Source organism: Streptomyces chengmaiensis, assembly GCF_029846775.1.
In the GTDB taxonomy this organism is placed as follows: Bacteria; Actinomycetota; Actinomycetes; order Streptomycetales; family Streptomycetaceae; genus Streptomyces; species Streptomyces chengmaiensis.
Genome location: NZ_JARWBG010000089.1, coordinates 1 through 18,245, shown reverse-complemented (window position 1 = coordinate 18,245; position 18,245 = coordinate 1). Strand labels below are relative to the sequence as shown.

At 71.2% G+C, this 18,245-nt stretch carries 15 protein-coding genes and 1 pseudogene; 10 read left to right on the top strand and 6 right to left on the bottom strand.

Annotated elements, in window-relative coordinates; all coding sequences use genetic code 11:
- Window positions 1-147: 147 nt before the first annotated feature.
- The 7 genes from ruvA to QCN29_RS35095 all read left to right on the top strand — a co-directional run bounded on the left by ruvA (window position 148) and on the right by QCN29_RS35095 (window position 8,884).
- Window positions 148-765 (top strand): Holliday junction branch migration protein RuvA, encoded by a 618-nt coding sequence (gene ruvA, locus QCN29_RS35125; RefSeq protein ID WP_279933272.1) that lies wholly within the window; start codon window positions 148-150, stop codon window positions 763-765.
- A gap of 7 nt (window positions 766-772) precedes the next feature.
- Window positions 773-1,864: a Holliday junction branch migration DNA helicase RuvB gene (gene ruvB, locus QCN29_RS35120; RefSeq protein ID WP_279933271.1), complete on the top strand. Its 1,092-nt coding sequence runs from the start codon at window positions 773-775 to the stop codon at window positions 1,862-1,864.
- A 164-nt stretch (window positions 1,865-2,028) separates the two neighbouring features.
- Window positions 2,029-2,535, top strand: coding sequence for a preprotein translocase subunit YajC (yajC, locus tag QCN29_RS35115; protein WP_279933270.1), 507 nt, complete (start codon window positions 2,029-2,031; stop codon window positions 2,533-2,535).
- Window positions 2,536-2,681: 146 nt separating this feature from the next.
- On the top strand, window positions 2,682-4,535 hold the full coding sequence (secD, locus tag QCN29_RS35110; protein WP_279933269.1) for a protein translocase subunit SecD: 1,854 nt from the start codon (window positions 2,682-2,684) through the stop codon (window positions 4,533-4,535).
- Window position 4,536: 1 nt separating this feature from the next.
- Window positions 4,537-5,616: a protein translocase subunit SecF gene (gene secF, locus QCN29_RS35105; protein ID WP_279933267.1), complete on the top strand. Its 1,080-nt coding sequence runs from the start codon at window positions 4,537-4,539 to the stop codon at window positions 5,614-5,616.
- Window positions 5,613-6,188 carry an adenine phosphoribosyltransferase gene (locus tag QCN29_RS35100; protein WP_279933266.1) on the top strand — a complete coding sequence of 192 codons (576 nt, stop codon included), beginning with the start codon at window positions 5,613-5,615 and terminating at the stop codon, window positions 6,186-6,188. Before secF ends, QCN29_RS35100 begins: the two co-directional genes overlap by 4 nt.
- Before the next feature lie 170 nt (window positions 6,189-6,358).
- Entirely contained in the window at window positions 6,359-8,884 is a 2,526-nt protein-coding gene (locus tag QCN29_RS35095; protein WP_279933264.1) for a RelA/SpoT family protein, read from the top strand.
- Between the two features lie 511 nt (window positions 8,885-9,395).
- On the opposite strand, the gene QCN29_RS35090 is transcribed toward QCN29_RS35095, so the two are convergent.
- Both QCN29_RS35090 and QCN29_RS35085 read right to left on the bottom strand, forming a co-directional pair.
- Complete coding sequence (locus QCN29_RS35090) at window positions 9,396-10,625, bottom strand: DUF349 domain-containing protein (protein ID WP_279933262.1); 1,230 nt, start codon at window positions 10,623-10,625, stop codon at window positions 9,396-9,398.
- A 177-nt stretch (window positions 10,626-10,802) separates the two neighbouring features.
- Entirely contained in the window at window positions 10,803-11,603 is an 801-nt protein-coding gene (locus QCN29_RS35085) for a peptidylprolyl isomerase (protein ID WP_279933260.1), read from the bottom strand.
- 178 nt (window positions 11,604-11,781) lie between these two features.
- Here QCN29_RS35085 and QCN29_RS35080 point away from each other — a divergent pair, with 178 nt between their 5' ends.
- Both QCN29_RS35080 and hisS read left to right on the top strand, forming a co-directional pair.
- On the top strand, window positions 11,782-12,489 hold the full coding sequence (locus QCN29_RS35080; RefSeq protein ID WP_240140029.1) for an MBL fold metallo-hydrolase: 708 nt from the start codon (window positions 11,782-11,784) through the stop codon (window positions 12,487-12,489).
- A gap of 14 nt (window positions 12,490-12,503) precedes the next feature.
- The gene (gene hisS / locus QCN29_RS35075) at window positions 12,504-13,778 is read left to right on the top strand and encodes a histidine--tRNA ligase (RefSeq protein WP_279933258.1); all 1,275 of its coding nucleotides are present in this window, start codon (window positions 12,504-12,506) and stop codon (window positions 13,776-13,778) included.
- A gap of 443 nt (window positions 13,779-14,221) precedes the next feature.
- On the opposite strand, the gene QCN29_RS35070 is transcribed toward hisS, so the two are convergent.
- The 4 genes from QCN29_RS35070 to QCN29_RS35055 are packed head-to-tail and all read right to left on the bottom strand — an operon-like array spanning window position 14,222 to window position 17,899.
- On the bottom strand, window positions 14,222-14,851 hold the full coding sequence (locus QCN29_RS35070; protein ID WP_279933257.1) for a response regulator transcription factor: 630 nt from the start codon (window positions 14,849-14,851) through the stop codon (window positions 14,222-14,224).
- Window positions 14,848-16,200, bottom strand: a complete 1,353-nt coding sequence (locus QCN29_RS35065) for a sensor histidine kinase (protein ID WP_279933255.1) — start codon at window positions 16,198-16,200, stop codon at window positions 14,848-14,850. The genes QCN29_RS35070 and QCN29_RS35065 overlap by 4 nt, the downstream gene beginning before the upstream one ends.
- Window positions 16,158-17,018 (bottom strand): ABC transporter permease, encoded by an 861-nt coding sequence (locus QCN29_RS35060; protein ID WP_279933254.1) that lies wholly within the window; start codon window positions 17,016-17,018, stop codon window positions 16,158-16,160. The genes QCN29_RS35065 and QCN29_RS35060 overlap by 43 nt, the downstream gene beginning before the upstream one ends.
- The gene (locus QCN29_RS35055; RefSeq protein ID WP_279933252.1) at window positions 17,015-17,899 is read right to left on the bottom strand and encodes an ABC transporter ATP-binding protein; all 885 of its coding nucleotides are present in this window, start codon (window positions 17,897-17,899) and stop codon (window positions 17,015-17,017) included. The genes QCN29_RS35060 and QCN29_RS35055 overlap by 4 nt, the downstream gene beginning before the upstream one ends.
- Before the next feature lie 140 nt (window positions 17,900-18,039).
- Here QCN29_RS35055 and QCN29_RS35050 point away from each other — a divergent pair.
- A pseudogene (locus tag QCN29_RS35050) lies at window positions 18,040-18,245 on the top strand (vitamin K epoxide reductase family protein); the annotation flags it as partial.

Sequence of the window (18,245 nt, the reverse complement as noted above, 5' to 3'; positions counted from 1 at the left end):
TCGGGCCGCGCCCGGCGGGCCGGCGGCGGCCCCCGCGGCCGCGGCGGGCGAGCCCGGGCCCGCCGACGGGCCCGGACTCCAGGCGGCACCCGCCGACCAGGCCTCGCCCACCAGCCCGACCACGCACACAGCGAAAGGCCGTACCGCATGATCGCCTTTGTACGCGGCCCGGTGGCCGCACTCGCACCGACCACCGCGGTGATCGAGGTCGGCGGCGTCGGCATGGCCGTCCAGTGCACGCCCGACACGCTGTCGCAGCTGAGGGTCGGTCAGGAGGCCAGGCTCGCCACGTCCCTTGTCGTCCGGGAGGACTCACTCACCCTCTACGGCTTCGCCGACGACGACGAGCGGCAGGTCTTCGAACTGCTCCAGACCGCGAGCGGCGTCGGGCCGCGGCTCGCCCAGGCGATGCTCGCCGTCCACAGCCCGGACGCGCTGCGGCTGGCCGTCTCGACAGGCGACGAGAAGGCACTGACCGCCGTCCCCGGCATCGGGAAGAAGGGTGCGCAGAAGCTGCTGCTGGAGCTGAAGGACAGGCTCGGCGAGCCGGCCGGCGCGCACATCGGCCGCCAGGGCGCAGCGGCGGCGGCCGCCTCGTCCTGGCGCGACCAGCTGCACGCCGCGCTGATCGGTCTCGGCTATGCCGCCCGCGAGGCGGACGAAGCGGTCGTGGCCGTGGCCCCGCACGCCGAGGAGGCGGAGGGCGAGCCGCAGGTGGGCCGGCTCCTCAAGGCCGCCCTGCAGACTCTGAACCGCACGAGGTGATCATCCAGTGAACTGGGACGACACGGCGGCCCCCGCCGAGGCCCCCGACGGCGCACTCACCGCCGACCGGCTCGTCGGCGCCGCCGCCGACGGAGAGGACCAGGCGGTCGAGGCCGCCCTGCGGCCCAAGTCGCTCGACGAGTTCGTCGGCCAGGTGCGGGTGCGCGAACAGCTCGATCTGGTCCTCAAGGCAGCCCTCGCCCGCGGCGCCACCGCGGACCACGTTCTGCTGTCGGGCGCGCCCGGCCTCGGCAAGACCACCCTCTCCATGATCATCGCGGCGGAGATGAACGCCCCGATCCGGATCACCTCGGGCCCCGCCATCCAGCACGCCGGCGATCTGGCCGCGATCCTGTCCTCCCTCCAGGAGGGCGAGGTCCTCTTCCTCGACGAGATCCACCGCATGTCCCGGCCCGCCGAGGAGATGCTCTACATGGCGATGGAGGACTTCCGCGTCGACGTGATCGTCGGCAAGGGCCCGGGAGCCACCGCCATCCCGCTGGAGCTGCCCCCGTTCACCCTGGTCGGCGCGACCACCAGGGCCGGACTGCTGCCGCCGCCGCTGCGCGACCGCTTCGGCTTCACCGCGCATATGGAGTTCTACGAGCCGGTGGAGCTGGAGCGGGTCGTTCACCGTTCGGCGCAGCTCCTCGACGTGACCATAGAAGGGGACGGCGCGGCCGAGATCGCCGGGCGCTCGCGCGGCACGCCCCGTATCGCCAACCGGCTGCTGCGCCGGGTGCGCGACTACGCCCAGGTGAAGGCCGACGGCGTGATCACCCGGGATGTCGCCGCGGCCGCGCTGCGGGTCTACGAGGTCGACACCCGCGGTCTCGACCGGCTGGACCGGGCCGTGCTCAAGGCGCTGCTCACCCTGTTCTCCGGGGGGCCGGTGGGTCTGTCAACGCTGGCGGTGGCCGTGGGGGAGGAGCGCGAGACGGTGGAGGAGGTGGCCGAGCCGTTCCTGGTACGGGAGGGGCTGCTGGCCCGAACCCCGCGCGGCCGGGTCGCCACCCCCGCCGCCTGGACCCACCTCGGTCTCGTGCCGCCGCAGCAGCCTCCCGGTGCAGGCGGACAACAGGGGCTGTTCGGGACGTGACGGCGAGGAGACTCGCCCGGGCAGGAACCAGGGTGCGATGCTGGGCGTTGTTCCATTGATGCGGACTCGCTTAGACTCCGCCGATGCCGACCTTCCGGGCCGGCACGCCCACCCCCGTAGATCAGGCCGCTCACCAGCGCGGTCGTGCGAAGGAATTCCGTCCCGTGGATATCGTGACCCTCCTCCCCTTCATCGTGCTCATCGGGGCCATGTTCCTGATGACCCGCTCCGCAAAGAAGAAGCAGCAGCAGGCTGCGTCGATGCGGGACCAGATGCAGCCCGGCACCGGCGTACGGACGATCGGGGGGATGTACGCCACCGTCAAGGAGGTGCACGCCGACATGGTCCTCCTTGAGGTCGCTCCCGGCGTGCACGCCGTATACGCGAAGAACGCCATCGGCGCGGTCCTCGCCGACGATGAGTACAACCGCATCGTCCACGGCGACGACCCCAAGACGGACGGCACGATCGTGCCGGACGACGCGTCCTCGCTGACCGACCTGGAGACCGAGGCGGAGGACGCCAAGATCGACCTCGGCAAGAAGCCGGAGGCCGACGGCGCGGGGGACGAGGCGGACAAGGCGAAGGAGCCGGCAGGGGAGGCCGTATCCAAGGACGCCGCCGCCAAGGACGGCAAGGCCGGCGACGACACGGCGGACGACGCTAAGTAACCGCGTCCCGGGGACCGCAGGGCTGCCCACCGGCGCCCGGCGGTCCCCGGCTGTGCCGACGTCTGCGGGGGCAGGTCCCCACTAGATTTCGTGGCCGCCCCGCACACATTCCGGCGCGGGGCGGTTGGACAGGGAGAAACGAGAAGGTGGCAGCACCGAACAGGGGCCGAAGGCCCGCGGGGGCGCAGGGGAAGCCGGGGCGGGCCCTGGCGTTCATCCTGATCGTCATGGTCGCGCTCACAGGCGGCATGTTCTGGGCGGGTCAGCTCACGCCGCGTCTGGGCATCGACCTGGCGGGCGGTACGACCATCACGCTTGAGGCCAAGAGCCAGCCCGGCAAAGAGAACGCCGTCAACGAGACCAATATGAAGACGGCGGTCGGCATCATCGAGCGCCGTGTCAACGGTCTGGGCGTCTCCGAGGCCGAGGTGCAGACCCAGGGCGATCGCAACATCATCGTCAACATCCCGCGGGGCACGAACTCCGAGACGGCCCGCAAGCAGGTCGGCACCACCGCCCAGCTGTACTTCCGCCCGGTACTCACCGTCACCGGGAGCGGCGCGGACGCCCCCGAGACCTCCCCCAGTCCTTCGGCGTCTCCCGGCGACAAGGCCGAGGACGGCAAGGACAAGGCCGAGGACGGCAACAAGGACGGGGAGAAGGCAGGCGAGGAAAAGGCGGGGGACAAGGCCGGCGACACGGCCTCCTCGCCCTCCGCGACCCCCACGGCGACCGCCACCACCCAGGGCCGTGCGGTGACCGACGCCCTGAAGAAGGACGAGACGCCGTCGCCGGACGCGTCCGCGTCGGGTGACGCGAAGTCCTCCGAGAGCCCCAAGCCGTCGGAGCCGACCTCCCCCAAGCCGTCGGAGAAGCCGGCCAGCGACGCGGACGCCATCGCCAAGCTCCAGGACCGCTTCGCCAAGCTCGACTGCACCGACGAGAAGGTCCGCAGCACCCTCGGCGACGGCGTCAAGCCCGCCGACTACGCCCTCGCCTGCGGCGAGCAGGACGGCGTGTGGCTGAAGTACATCCTCGGCCCGGCCGAGGTCGAGGGCAAGGACGTCGACGACGCCCAGGGCGTCTTCGACCAGACCCGCGGCATCTGGCTCGTCCAGATGGAGTTCACCGACAACGGCTCCAAGAAGTTCCAGACGATCACCGGCCGGCTTTCGCAGCAGCCGTCCCCGCAGAACCAGTTCGCCATCGTCCTCGACGGCCAGGTGGCCTCCGCACCCCAGGTGAACACCACCCTCAGCGCCAGCGCCGAGATCACCGGCAGCTTCGACCAGGACTCCGCCAAGGAACTGGGCAACATCCTGTCCTACGGCGCCCTGCCGCTGTCCTTCGAGGAGCAGAGCGTCACCACCGTCACCGCCGCCCTCGGCGGCGACCAGCTCCGAGCGGGCCTGATCGCCGGCGCCATCGGCCTGGCCCTCGTGGTGATCTATCTGCTGGTCTACTACCGCGGCCTGTCGCTGATCGCGATCCTCAGCCTCATGGTCTCCGCGGTCCTCACCTACACGATCATGTCGCTGCTCGGGCCCGGCATCGGCTTCGCGCTGAACCTGCCCGCCGTCTGCGGCGCCATCGTCGCGATCGGCATCACCGCCGACTCGTTCATCGTGTACTTCGAACGCATCCGGGACGAGATCCGCGAGGGCCGCACTCTGCGCCCGGCCGTCGAGCGCGCCTGGCCGCGCGCCCGGCGCACGATCCTGGTCTCCGACTTCGTGTCGTTCCTGGCCGCCGCGGTGCTGTTCATCGTCACGGTGGGCAAGGTGCAGGGCTTCGCGTTCACGCTCGGACTGACCACGTTGCTCGACGTGGTCGTCGTCTTCCTCTTCACGAAGCCGATCATGACGATCCTGGCGCGGAAGAAGTTCTTCGCGAACGGCCACCCCTGGTCCGGACTGGACCCGAAGCGGCTCGGCGTCAAGCCTCCGCTGCGCCGGTCCCGTCGCACCGCTCCCGCCACCGTCGACCCGAAGGAGGCGTGAGATGTCGCGACTCGGCACCCTCGGCGCCCGTCTCTACAACGGCGAGGTCGGCTATGACTTCGTCGCCAAGCGGAAGCTCTGGTACGGGATCTCGATCCTGATCACCATCACGGCCATCGTCGGCCTGGCGGTGCGCGGCCTCAACATGGGCATCGAGTTCGAGGGCGGCGCGGTCTTCACCACCCCGAAGACCACGGCCTCCGTCTCCCACGCCCAGGAAGCCGCCACCGAGGCCTCCGGCCACGAGGCGATCGTCCAGAAGCTCGGCAACGGCAGCCTGCGCATCCAGGTCGCCGAGCTGGACACCCAGCAGGCCGACCGGGTCAAGCAGGACCTCGCCGACGACCTCGACGTCCCCGCGGAGAAGATCAACGCGGAGCTGGTCGGACCGAGCTGGGGCGCACAGATCGCCAACAAGGCATGGACCGGCCTCGCCGTCTTCATGATCCTGGTGGTGCTCTATCTGGCCATCGCCTTCGAATGGCGGATGGCGCTCGCCGCGCTGATCGCCCTGATCCACGACCTCACCATCACCGTCGGCGTCTACTCGCTCGTCGGCTTCGAGGTCACGCCCGGCACCGTGATCGGTCTGCTGACGATCCTCGGCTACTCCCTCTATGACACCGTCGTCGTCTTCGACGGTCTCAAGGAAGGGGCCCGCGGCATCACCAAGCAGACCCGCTGGACCTACAGCGAGATCGCCAACCGGAGCCTCAACGCCACGCTGGTCCGCTCGATCAACACCACCGTCGTGGCGCTGCTCCCGGTCGCCGGCCTGCTGTTCATCGGCGGCGGCGTCCTCGGCGCGGGCATGCTGAACGACATCTCGCTCTCCCTCTTCGTGGGCCTCGCCGCCGGCGCGTACTCCTCGATCTTCATCGCCACCCCGCTGGTCGCCGACTTCAAGGAACGCGACCCGCAGATGAAGGCGCTGAAGAAGCGGGTGCTCGCCAAGCGCGCCAAGGGCGAGGCGGCGGACGCCTCGGACGGCGACGGCGTGCAGGCCCCCGCGGACGCCGTGCCCGCCGGAGCGGTCGTCGGCCAGCGCAAGGTCAGCCGGTCCGCACGGAAGCGCCCATGACCGCCACCGCGCCAAAGGGCGCTCCGGGATCGCCGGGATCGCCGCGTGAGCTGCTGCTCAGCCGCATCCGGGACGTGCCGGACTATCCGAAGCCGGGGGTGCTGTTCAAGGACATCACCCCGCTGCTGGCGGACCCGGCGGCCTTCACCGCCCTGACCGGCGCACTGGCCGACCTGTGCACCCGGCACCAGGCGACGAAGATCGTGGGCCTGGAGGCCCGGGGCTTCATCCTGGGCGCGCCGGTCGCCGTCCGCGCGGGGCTGGGCTTCATCCCCGTACGCAAGGCCGGCAAGCTCCCCGGAGCGACGCTGTCCCAGGCGTACGAGCTGGAGTACGGCACGGCCGAGATCGAAGTGCACGCCGAAGACCTGGTCGAGGGCGACCGTGTCATGGTCATCGACGACGTCCTGGCCACCGGCGGCACCGCCGAGGCGTCACTGGAGCTGATCCGCCGCTCCGGGGCCGACGTGGCGGGGGTCTCGGTGCTCATGGAGATCGGTTTCCTCGGTGGGAGGGCCCGGCTCCAGGCCGCGCTGCGCGGGGCCCCGCTGGAGGCCCTGATCACGCTCTGACCTGCGGACGAACCGCTGTCGCCGGATCTGGACGGGCGTCTGGGAACACCCAGGCGCCCGTCGTGCGTTGTGTCCACCCTCCGGTCCCGGGGCGAGAGGGACGCCCGAGGTCGATACCATGGCCTTTCCGGGGCCTGTCCGGGGGACCCGGAACCGCACGAGGAGCGCTCTTGCCAGACGAGGCCCAGTCCGCAGCCGCGCAGCCCGACCAGCAGGCCGAGACGGCCGCGGCAGCCCCTGTCACGCCCAAGAACCAGCCGGCTGCGAAGGCCGCCAAGCCCGCACCGGCCACGCCCGAGCGCGCCCAGCGACTCTCCCCGCTCACCGCACCCAAGCCGACGCCGCCGGCCGGGTCCGCACCGGCCGGCCGGCCCGCGCCTCCATCCGCCACCCGGTCCGGCGGCTCCTCCAACCGGGTGCGCGCACGCCTCGCCCGGCTGGGCGTCCAGCGCTCCTCCCCGTACAACCCGGTCCTCGAACCGCTGCTGCGCATCGTCCGCAGCAACGACTCCAAGATCGAGACCTCCACGCTCCGCCAGATCGAGCGCGCCTACCAGGTCGCCGAGCGCTGGCACCGGGGTCAGAAGCGCAAGAGCGGCGACCCGTACATCACCCATCCGCTCGCCGTCACCACGATCCTCGCCGAGCTTGGCATGGACCCGGCGACCCTGATGGCCGGGCTGCTGCACGACACCGTGGAGGACACCGAGTACGGCCTGGACACGCTGCGGCGTGACTTCGGCGACCAGGTCGCCCTCCTCGTCGACGGCGTCACCAAGCTGGACAAGGTCAAGTTCGGCGAGGCCGCGCAGGCCGAGACCGTGCGCAAGATGGTCGTCGCCATGGCCAAGGACCCACGCGTCCTGGTCATCAAGCTCGCCGACCGGCTGCACAACATGCGCACGATGCGCTACCTCAAGCGGGAGAAGCAGGAGAAGAAGGCCCGCGAGACCCTGGAGATCTACGCCCCGCTGGCCCACCGGCTGGGCATGAACACCATCAAGTGGGAGCTGGAGGACCTCGCCTTCGCGATCCTCTACCCCAAGATGTACGACGAGATCGTCCGGCTTGTCGCCGAGCGTGCCCCCAAGCGCGACGAGTATCTGGCCATAGTGACCGACGAGGTCCAGGCCGATCTGCGCGCCGCCCGCATCAAGGCCACCGTCACCGGACGGCCCAAGCACTACTACAGCGTCTACCAGAAGATGATCGTCCGCGGGCGTGACTTCGCGGAGATCTACGACCTGGTCGGCATCCGCGTCCTCGTCGACACGGTCCGCGACTGCTATGCCGCCCTCGGCACCGTCCACGCGCGATGGAACCCGGTCCCCGGCCGGTTCAAGGACTACATCGCGATGCCGAAGTTCAACATGTACCAGTCGCTGCACACCACGGTGATCGGCCCCAACGGCAAGCCCGTCGAACTGCAGATCCGCACCTTCGACATGCATCGCCGCGCCGAATACGGCATCGCCGCGCACTGGAAGTACAAGCAGGAGGCGGTCGCCGGAGCGTCCAAGATCCGCACCGATGTGCCCAAGGGTTCCGGCAAGGACAAGGACGCCGTCAACGACATGGCGTGGCTGCGGCAACTGCTGGACTGGCAGAAGGAGACCGAGGACCCCTCGGAGTTCCTGGAGTCGCTGCGCTTCGACCTGTCCCGCAACGAGGTCTTCGTCTTCACGCCGAAGGGCGACGTCATAGCGCTGCCGGCCGGGGCGACGCCCGTCGACTTCGCCTACGCGGTGCACACCGAGGTCGGCCACCGCACGATAGGCGCACGGGTCAACGGCCGCCTGGTGCCGCTCGAATCGACACTCGACAACGGCGATCTCGTCGAGGTCTTCACCTCCAAGGCCGAGGGCGCGGGGCCGTCCCGCGACTGGCTGGGCTTCGTCAAGTCGCCGCGCGCCCGAAACAAGATTCGCGCGTGGTTCTCCAAGGAGCGGCGCGACGAGGCCATCGAGCAGGGCAAGGACGCGATAGCGCGCGCCATGCGCAAGCAGAACCTGCCGATCCAGCGCATCCTCACCGGCGACTCACTGGTCACGCTGGCGCACGAGATGCGGTACAGCGACATCTCCTCGCTGTACGCGGCGATCGGCGAAGGCCATGTCACCGCCCAGTCGATCGTGCAGAAGCTGGTGCAGGCGCTGGGCGGCGAGGAGGCCGCCAACGAGGACATCGCCGAGGCCGCCCCGCCCTCCCGCGGCCGCACCAAGCGGCGCTCCAGCGCGGACCCGGGCGTGGTCGTCAAGGGCGTCGAAGACGTCTGGGTCAAGCTGGCGCGCTGCTGCACGCCCGTGCCCGGCGACCCGATCATCGGCTTCGTCACCCGCGGCAGCGGCGTCTCCGTCCACCGGGCGGACTGCGTGAACGTCGACTCGCTGTCCCAGCAACCCGAGCGGATCCTCGAGGTCGAGTGGGCCCCGACGCAGTCGTCGGTCTTCCTGGTCGCCATCCAGGTCGAGGCGCTGGACCGCTCCCGGCTGCTGTCGGACGTCACACGCGTGCTGTCCGACCAGCACGTCAACATCCTCTCCGCGGCGGTCCAGACATCGCGGGACAGGGTTGCCACGTCGCGCTTCACCTTCGAGATGGGGGACCCCAAGCACCTGGGGCATGTGCTGAAGGCGGTGCGGGGTGTGGAAGGGGTGTACGACGTGTACCGGGTGACGTCGGCGAGGCGGCCGTAGGCGTCAGGCGGTTCCTTCCCCACCCGGCTCGCCCCTTGCCGTAGCCGGGGGTTCCGCCCCCAGACCCCCTCCGGGGGCTCCGCCCCCGATACCCCTCCAGGGGAGGGGGTTGTGCGGGGCTGCCCCCGCTCGCGTCGCAGTCGGCGGCCGCCGGGCCGGGCCGCGCGCCGGGGCACGTGGCGCGGCACCTTCGCGCCGCTTGGACCGAGTTGCCCACCGGCCACCGGGTCGTTGCCCGCCGGTCACCGGGTCATGGGGTGCGGCGCCTGTGTGTACTGGCGGGGCCCTGGGAGCCGTGCGGGTCATGGGGCGCGGCGCCCGGTGCGCCGGCGGGCCGCGGCCCGTGGGGGCCACCGTGGCGTCACTGTACGACGCCGGGCCGGGGGCCCGCCGCCGGGTGTTCCGCGGGGCTCAGGCAGGGCAGGCAAACGCCGGACGGGCCAGCCGAAACCAGCCCGTCCGGCGTCTGAGGACCGGGGGTCCGGGGGCCGAGCCCCCGAGAAACGAAGAGTCAGCCGCCGAATTCCTCCAGGCCCTTCAGCGCCTGGTCCAGCAGCGCCCGGCGGCCCTCCAGCTCCTTCGCCAGCTTCTCGGCCTTCGCGCTGTTGCCCGCCGCCCGCGCCGCGTCGATCTGCTCGTGGAGCTTGTCCACCGCGGCCTGGAGCTGGCCGGTCAGACCCTCGGCGCGGGCCCGCGCCTCCGGGTTCGTGCGCCGCCACTCCTTCTCCTCGGCCTCCTGCAGGGCGCGCTCCACCGCGTGGAGACGGCCCTCGACCTTGGGACGGGCGTCGCGCGGGACATGGCCGATGGCCTCCCAGCGCTCGTTGACCGACCGGAACGCCGCCCGCGCGGCCTTCAGATCCGTAACCGGCAGCAGCTTCTCCGCCTCGGCGGCCAGCTCCTCCTTCAGCTTGAGGTTCTCGGCCTGCTCGGCGTCACGCTCGGCGAAGACCCCGCTGCGCGCCGCGAAGAAGATGTCCTGCGCGCCCCGGAAGCGGTTCCACAGGTCCTCCTCCGCCTCGCGCTGCGCCCGGCCCGCCGCCTTCCACTGGGCCATCAGCTCGCGGTACTGGGCCGCCGTGCCGCCCCAGTCGGTGGAGCCGGACAGCGCCTCCGCCTCCGCGACCAGCTTCTCCTTCGTCTTGCGCGCCTCCTCGCGCTGGGCGTCCAGCGCGGCGAAGTGCGCCTTGCGGCGCTTGGAGAACGCCGAGCGGGCGTGCGAGAAGCGGTGCCACAGCTCGTCGTCGGACTTGCGGTCCAGCCGCGGCAGGCCCTTCCAGGTGTCCACCAGGCTCCGCAGCCGCTCGCCCGCAGCCCGCCACTGCTCGCTCTGCGCGAGCTCCTCGGCCTCCGCGACCAGGGACTCCTTGGACTTCCTGGCCTCCTCGTGCTGCTTGGCCTTCTGCGCCTTGCGCTCCTCGCGGCGCTTGTCCACCGTCTCGACCAGTGTGTCGAGGCGCTTGCCCAGCGCCTCCAGGTCGCCCACCGCATGGTGCTCGTCCACCTGCTGGCGCAGATGGTCGATGGCCGTCATGGCGTCCTTGGCCGACAGATCGGTGGTCTTCACTCGCCGCTCGAGGAGGCCGATCTCGACCACCAAGCCCTCGTACTTGCGCTCGAAATAGGCCAGGGCCTCCTCGGGAGAGCCCGCCTGCCACGATCCGACGACCTTCTCGCCCTCGGCAGTACGCACGTACACGGTGCCCGTCTCGTCGACGCGGCCCCACGGGTCGCTGCTCACAGCGCCTCCTCAACCTGATGCCTGCGAGGGGGTACACCCTCGCGCATCGTCCACAGTGTCCCGGAGCGGGCTTCGCCCGCCCTCCGCAGCGCGGTTCCAGACCACGCTGCACAACGCCAATCTAGGCGACCGGCCGCCCGGCTGTCCGCACTCAGCGCGACCGAAATTGCCTTTGCCTCACGCCTTGGGGACGGTCGCCTTCTCAATGGTGACGGGCTTCTTCGGGGCGCCGTCCGACGCTCCGCCCTCGACTCCGGCCTTCGCCACGTCCTCCACGAGCTTCAGCCCGTCCTTGTCCATCGTGCCGAACGGCGTGTACGTGGGCGTCAGCTTGCTGTCCTTGTAGACCAGGAAGAACTGGCTGCCGCCGGAGTCCGGCGCGCCCGTGTTGGCCATCGCGACCGTGCCCGCCGGGTAGGTGACCTGCCCGTCCTCGCCCGCCTTGCCCAGCGCGTCCAGGTTCTCGTCGGGAATCGTGTAGCCGGGGCCGCCCGTGCCGTCACCCTGGGGGTCGCCGCACTGCAGCACGTAGATGCCCTGCGTGGTCAGCCGGTGGCACTTCGTGCCGTCGAAGAAACCTTTGTCTGCGAGAGCCTTGAACGAGTTGACCGTGTGCGGGGTCTTCGCCGCGTCCATCGCGATCGAGACGGGACCCTCGTTCGTCTCGATCGCGAAGGTGTACTTGCCCTTCTGGTCGATGGCCATCTCGGGCTCCGGCGAACCGCTCTCGCTCGGCGTGGGCTCCGCCGACGGCGTGCTGCCGGGGGTGTCGGCGACGGTCTCCCCGTCCTTGCCCCCGTCATCGGACAGCCATCCCGCGCCGGCGGCGACGACGCCGCCGACCAGCACCACGCCCAGCGCAGCGGCGATCACCGCATTGCGCCGCCTCGCCTTCCTGCGCGCCTCGGCACGTCGCTGCTGCTGGCGCTCGTACTTCTTCCGGGCGAGCTCCCGCCGCCGCTGGTCGCTGCTGGCCACCGGGTGTTCTCCTTCTGCTGGGTCTGGCGGTCTGTCCGGCCGACTGTGCCCGTACGGTATACGGGTTGGCTGTGGGACGAGCACCGCCGGTAGGCTCTGAGCTGTTGCAATCCCACCCTCGACAGCACTCGCGGCAGGATCTGCGACATTCCCGTCGGACGACAAGCGAAGGACGAACGTGCTTATTGCCGGGTTCCCCGCCGGGGCCTGGGGGACCAACTGCTATCTGGTCGCCCCGGCCGCAGGCGAGGAGTGCGTGATCATCGACCCGGGCCACCAGGCCGCCCAGGGAGTCGAGGAAGCGCTGAAGAAGCATCGGCTCAAGCCCGTCGCCGTCGTGCTCACCCATGGCCATATCGACCATGTCGCCTCCGTCGTCCCGGTGTGCGGCGCGCATGACGTGCCCGCGTGGATCCACCCCGCCGACCGCTACATGATGAGCGACCCGGAAAAGGCGCTCGGCCGCTCCATCGGCATGACGCTCATGGGCGAGCTGACCGTGGGGGAGCCGGACGACGTCCAGGAACTCGCCGACGGCGCGACGCTGAGCCTCGCGGGGATGGACTTCTCCGTCGCCCACGCGCCCGGCCATACCAAGGGGTCGGTGACCTTCCAGATGCCCGAGACGGCGGACATCCCGTCGGTCTTCTTCTCGGGCGATCTGCTCTTCGCCGGCTCCATCGGACGCACGGACCTGCCCGGCGGCGACCACGCCGAGATCCTCGAGTCCCTGGCACGGGTGTGCCTGCCGCTCGACGACTCGACCGTGGTGCTGTCCGGCCACGGCCCCCAGACGACCATCGGCCGTGAGCGTGCGACCAACCCGTATCTGCGGGACGTCGCCGCCGGCCTCGGGAGCGCCGCCGCTCCCCGACGAGGAATGTGACGAGAGACTTCCACGTGAGTACCTTCCAGGCCCCCAAGGGCACCTACGATCTCCTTCCGCCGTCCTCCGCGACCTATCTCGCCGTGCGCGAGGCCATCTCCGCACCGCTGCGGAACGCGGGCTACGGCTATGCCGAGACGCCCGGATTCGAGAACGTCGAACTGTTCGCGCGCGGCGTCGGCGAATCCACCGACATCGTCACCAAGGAGATGTACGCCTTCGAGACCAAGGGCGGCGACAAGCTGGCGCTGCGCCCCGAAGGCACCGCCTCCGTGCTGCGCGCGGCGCTGGAGGCCAACCTCCACAAGGCCGGCAATCTGCCGGTCAAGCTCTGGTACTCGGGTTCGTACTACCGCTACGAGCGCCCCCAGAAGGGCCGCTACCGCCACTTCTCGCAGGTCGGCGCGGAGGCGATCGGCGCGGAGGACCCGGTCCTCGACGCCGAGCTGATCATCCTGGCCGACCAGGCGTACCGCTCGCTGGGTCTGCGCCGCTTCCGCATCCTGCTCAACTCGCTCGGCGACAAGGAGTGCCGCCCCGTCTACCGCGAGGCGCTCCAGGGCTTCCTGCGCGGACTCGACCTGGACGAGGACACCCGGCGGCGGGTCGAGATCAACCCGCTGCGGGTCCTCGACGACAAGCGCGCCGAGGTGCAGAAGCAGCTGGCGGGCGCGCCGCTGCTGCGGGACTCGCTGTGCGAGGCGTGCCGGGACTACCACGCCCAGGTGCGGGAGTTGCTCACCGCGGCCGGTGTGGCCTTCGAGGACGACGAGAAGCTGGTGCGCGGTCTCGACTACTACACGCGCACCACGTTCGAGTTCGTGCACGACGGCCTCGGCTCCCAGTCGGCGGTGGGCGGCGGCGGTCGCTACGACGGCCTCTCCGAGATGATCGGCGGCCCCGCGCTGCCGTCGGTCGGCTGGGCGCTCGGCGTCGACCGCACGGTCCTGGCGCTGGAGGCGGAGGGCATCGCCCTGGACCTGCCCGCCGCCACGAGCGTGTTCGCCGTGCCGCTCGGCGAGGAGGCCCGACGCGTGCTGTTCGACGTGGTGACCCGCCTGCGCAAGGCGGGTGTGGCGACGGACTTCGCCTTCGGCGGCAGGGGCCTCAAGGGAGCGATGAAGGCCGCCAACCGCAGCGGCGCGCGATACGCCGTCGTGGCCGGAGAACGCGACCTCGCCGAGGGGGTCGTCCAGCTCAAGGACATGGAGTCCGGCGAGCAGGAGCCGGTCGCCCTGGACGCGATCGTGGAGAAGCTCGCCTCACGTCTCGCCTCGCGGTTGGCCTGACACCACCCGGCGTCTGACGCCCCGGACCGGCAGGGACCGGTCCGGGGCGTCTGCCTGTCGGCGGGCGCCCCGGGCCGCCCGCCGACAGACGCGGCCGGAGCTCGGCCCGGCCGCGACCTGAGCCGCGCTCCCGGGGACTTCGCCCCGGACCCCCGTTCCTCAAGCTCTTCCGGCTGCCGTTGGGGCTCCGCCGCAGGGGCGCCCCCGGACGGAGTCCGGGGGGTGGCAGTCGGGGGAGGAGTCCGGGGGAGGAAGCAGGGGGCGCTTGAGGACGCGGTCGAAGGACGGGCGCTCCCAGCGGTCCGAGGGCGTCTCGCCAGGCGGGCGGACCGGCCGGGCGGGGAGCCCGCCGAGGCGACGGCGGGCTGCGGCGAAGCACGCCGGCCGTCCTGCCCGCCGCCCGGGCCCGGGCCCGAGCCCGCCGCCCGGGCCCGGGCGCATCGTCACTCCGGCAGCAGCCCCTGACGCAGCGCGGTCGTCACCGCCGCCGTGCGGTCGTCGACGCCCAGCTTGCCGAAGATCCGCAGCAGATGGGTCTTGACCGTCGACTCGCCGATGAACAACCGGCGGCCGATCTCCGCGTTCGTACAGCCCTCGGCCACCAGCCGCAGCACTGCCGTCTCGCGTTCCGAGAGCCTCGGGAGCTCGGACCGGCCGCCGCGGAGCTGGTCGACCAGGCGGGTGGCCACCGAGGGGGCGAGCACCGTCTCGCCGCGTGCCGCCGCGCGGATCGCGTCGGCCAGCTCGGCACGGGCCAGGTCCTTGAGCAGATAGCCCGCCGCGCCCGCCTCCACCGCCCGGAGGATGTCGGAATCCGTCTCGTACGTCGTCAGCACGATCACCCGGGACGGCAGCCCCGCCGCCCGCATCCGGCCGATCGACTCGACCCCGCCGCCGCCGGGCATCCGCAGATCCATCAGCACGATGTCCGGCTCCAGTTCTGCGCTCAGCGCCTCCGCCTCGGGGCCGCTTGACGCCTCCGCCACCACCTCCAGATCGGGCTCCGCGCCGAGCATCCCGCGCAGGCCCTCCCGTACGACGGGATGGTCGTCGGCGAGCAGAATGCGGATCATGGACGGCTCCTGTCGTCGGCGGATGCCGGGACCGGCTCCGGCGGCCGGCGCTCCGGCGCAGGCAGTCGTATGGACACGGCGGCGCCGCGGCCGGATGCGCTGACGACCTCCGCGCTGCCGCCCACCTCCGCGGCCCGGGCATGTAGCCCGTTGAGGCCGTATCCCGCGAGTGGAGCCGAGGCGTCGAAGCCGCGCCCCGTGTCCCGTACCGAGAGCCGCAGCTCCGTCTCACCGTATTCGAGCGAGATCGTCACCCCGGCGTCGGGTCCCGCGTGCTTGGTGACATTGGCCAGTGCTTCCTGGCAGGTGCGCAGCGCCACCACCTCCAGTGCCGCGGGCAGCGGCCGGGCCGAACCGGCGATCTTCACGGCGGCGGTCGGCCCGTGGCGGGCGGCGAGTCTGCGCAGCGCGTCCGGCAGCGAGCCGCCGTCCAGATCCGCGGGCGCGCCTCCGGCGACCAGCGCACGTGCCTCGGCGAGGTTCTGCCGGGCGGTGGCGGCCATCAGCTCCAGATGCCGCCGGGCCTGCGGCAGATCCCGCTCCAGCTCCGAGTCGACGGCCTGCACCAGCATCAGCAGGCTGGTGAAGCCCTGCGCGAGCGTGTCGTGGATCTCCCGGGACAGCCGCTCATGCTCGGCCAGCGCGCCCCGTTCCGCGGACAGGCGGGCGATCTCCTCGCGGCTCGCCTCCAGTTCGGCGATGAGCGCCGCACGTTCCTCGCTCTGCTCGATGATGCGGGTGATCCAGCTGCCGAAGACCGCGGAGAAAGCCAGGGTGACGACGGCGAACAGCGCCTGGAAGAACAGCTCCCGGCCGTCCGGACGCCACAGCAGCGCCCATCCGGCGACCGGGCCGATGTTCATGGCCGTCACCGCGATCAGCGCCGGCCGCGTCGGCAGCAGCATGAAGCACTGCGGCACCAGAGCGAAGGCTGCGAGCCGCATCTCACCCGCCAGGGCCGCCGCCGGGAGGAACAGCAGCCCCGCGCCGGTCAGATACCGCCCGGCGCGGCGGCTGTCCTGCCCGAGCGCCATCAGCTCACGCCCGCCGCCCCAGACATACCAGGGGGCGAGCAGCGCGAAGAGCGCTCCGGACGTCACACGCACGGCGTGCGAGGGCTGGGACGAGGCGAGCGTGAGGACGAGCGTGGCCACCCAGACGACGGCGTAGTACCCGTCCCAGAGGCGCACGCCGCGGTTCCAGGCGTGGGCGACGCCCGATTCGCCCGGCGCGGACCCGCACTCGGCGTCGGGGCGGGGCCCGCGTGCCGCGACGGGCACCGCCCCGGGTGTGCTCCCCGGCCCCGTCAGCCGTCCCGGCGGCTTTTCCATCGGAAGGTCATCAGACACAGCGCCAATCCTCCGATGCACCAGGCCCCCAGCACCAAGGCGACCCGTCCGTACTCCCAGCTGCCCGCCTGCTCCAGCACCGCGGCCGATTCCGGGAGGAACACGCCGCGCAGGCCCTGGGCCAGCCACTTCAGCGGGAACAGCGCCCCGATGTTCAGCATCCACGAGGGGATCGTGTCGATCGAGATGTACACGCCGGAGATGAACTGGAGCACCAGGAACGGCAGAATCACCACGGAACTCGCGCTCTGCCCGGACCTCGGCACGCTGCTGACGGCGATGCCGAGCAGCGCGCAGCCGGTCAGCCCGAGCAGGAAGATCCAGCCGAACCGCAGCCAGGCGCCGGGGTCCGTCGGCAGGTCGACGCCGTAGAAGACCGTGCCCACGGCCAGCAGGGCGGCGGCCTCCAGCAGCCCGGTGACCAGGACCAGCCACACCTTGCCCAGGAAGTAGGCCGCGGGCGGCATCGGCGTGCCGCGCAGCCGTCGCAGTTGCTTCTCGTCCCGCTCGATGGCTATGGAGATGCCCAGCGACTGGAAGCTGGTCGCCATGATGCCCGCCGCGATCATCGCCGGCACATAGAGCTGCGATGCGGTGATGCCCGCGCCCTCCACGTCGTCGCTGAAGATCGACGCGAAGAGGAAGAGAAACACGATCGGGAAGGCGAAGGTGAACACGGCCTGGTCCCGCTGTCGGAAGAACTGCTTCACCTCCAGCGCTCCCCGTGCCAGCCCGAGCCGCCAGGCGCCCGGAAGCGTGCCACGGGCAGTCTGCTGTGCCGTGCCGCGCCCGCCGGCTGCGGTGGTTGACGTGCTCATCGCCTCTCGCCTTCCGTCGCTGTCGCCGACTGCCGCTGCCGCTGCCCGATCAGGCCCAGATAGACGTCCTCCAGGGAGGGCCTGGTGACGGTCAGATCCGGGATCTCGCCGTCGAAGCGCCGCATCAGCCCGGCGACCGTACGGGTCGGCGTGTCCGTCATAAGGGAACGGGCCGCGCCGTCCGGGTCCGTCCAGGCAACCGTCGCCTCGACGCCGTGCGCCTGACGCAGCTGGGCCGGGGCGCCCTCGGCGACCACCCGCCCGGCCGCGACGACGGCCAGCCGGTCGGCGAGCGCCTCGGCCTCCTCCAGATAGTGGGTGGTCAGGACGATGGTGGTGCCCTCGTCGGCCAGCAGCCGGATCAGCTCCCAGAACCGGCGGCGCGCCGCCGGGTCGAACCCGGTCGTCGGTTCGTCGAGCAGCAGCAGCTCCGGAGCGCCGATCACGCCGAGCGCCACATCCAGCCTCCGCCGCTGGCCGCCGGACAGCGCCTTGATCCGCTTGCCTGCCTTCTCCTGGAGGCCGACCAGCGAGATGACCTCGTCCGGGTCCCGCGGCGTCGGGTAGTACCGTGCGAAATGCGTCACGGTCTCGCGCACCGTCAACTCGGCGGGCGCGGATTCGTCCTGCCAGACGATGCCGACCCGCGAGCGCCACCGGCGGTCGCCGGACGCCGGGTCCGCGCCCAGGACACTCACCTCGCCCGCGTCGCGGGAGCGGTGGCCCTGGAGGATTTCCACGGTCGTGCTCTTCCCGGCGCCGTTCGGGCCGAGGATGCCGAAGACCTCACCGGGACGGATGGCCAGGTCGAGACCGTTCACGGCGGTCACATCGCCGTATCGCTTGCGCAGGCCGCTTACGTTCACCGCGAGTTCTGTCATGGCCCCAGCCTTCCGGCATGCATATGTGCGCTGCGACGCCCAACCAGCCATCCTTATGTCAACCGAACGGTGGATCCTTGGGGATGTACGGCAGAATGACCATGCCCCAGCAGCTACTGAGAAACGGAACGGATTGACGGATGGCGACTGCAGCGGTTGACGACGTGTCCTCCGGCCGGCAGGCGGACGGGGACAAGGGACTGATCGGCGGCGGTCGGGCGTTCGCGTGGATGTTGATCGTCACGGGTGCGGCGGGTCTGCTGGCCGCCTGGGTGATCACGATCGACAAGTTCAAGCTGCTGGAGGATCCGGATTTCACGCCGGGGTGCAGTCTGAATCCGATTGT

Excerpts from the sequence above, each read along its gene's own strand:
- ruvA (WP_279933272.1), top strand. The coding sequence starts at position 148 with ATGATCGCCTTTGTACGCGGCCCGGTGGCCGCACTCGCACCGACCACC.
- secF (WP_279933267.1), top strand. The coding sequence starts at position 4,537 with ATGTCGCGACTCGGCACCCTCGGCGCCCGTCTCTACAACGGCGAGGTC.
- QCN29_RS35100 (WP_279933266.1), top strand. The coding sequence starts at position 5,613 with ATGACCGCCACCGCGCCAAAGGGCGCTCCGGGATCGCCGGGATCGCCG.
- QCN29_RS35070 (WP_279933257.1), bottom strand. The coding sequence starts at position 14,851 with ATGATCCGCATTCTGCTCGCCGACGACCATCCCGTCGTACGGGAGGGC.
- QCN29_RS35060 (WP_279933254.1), bottom strand. The coding sequence starts at position 17,018 with ATGAGCACGTCAACCACCGCAGCCGGCGGGCGCGGCACGGCACAGCAG.
- QCN29_RS35055 (WP_279933252.1), bottom strand. The coding sequence starts at position 17,899 with ATGACAGAACTCGCGGTGAACGTAAGCGGCCTGCGCAAGCGATACGGC.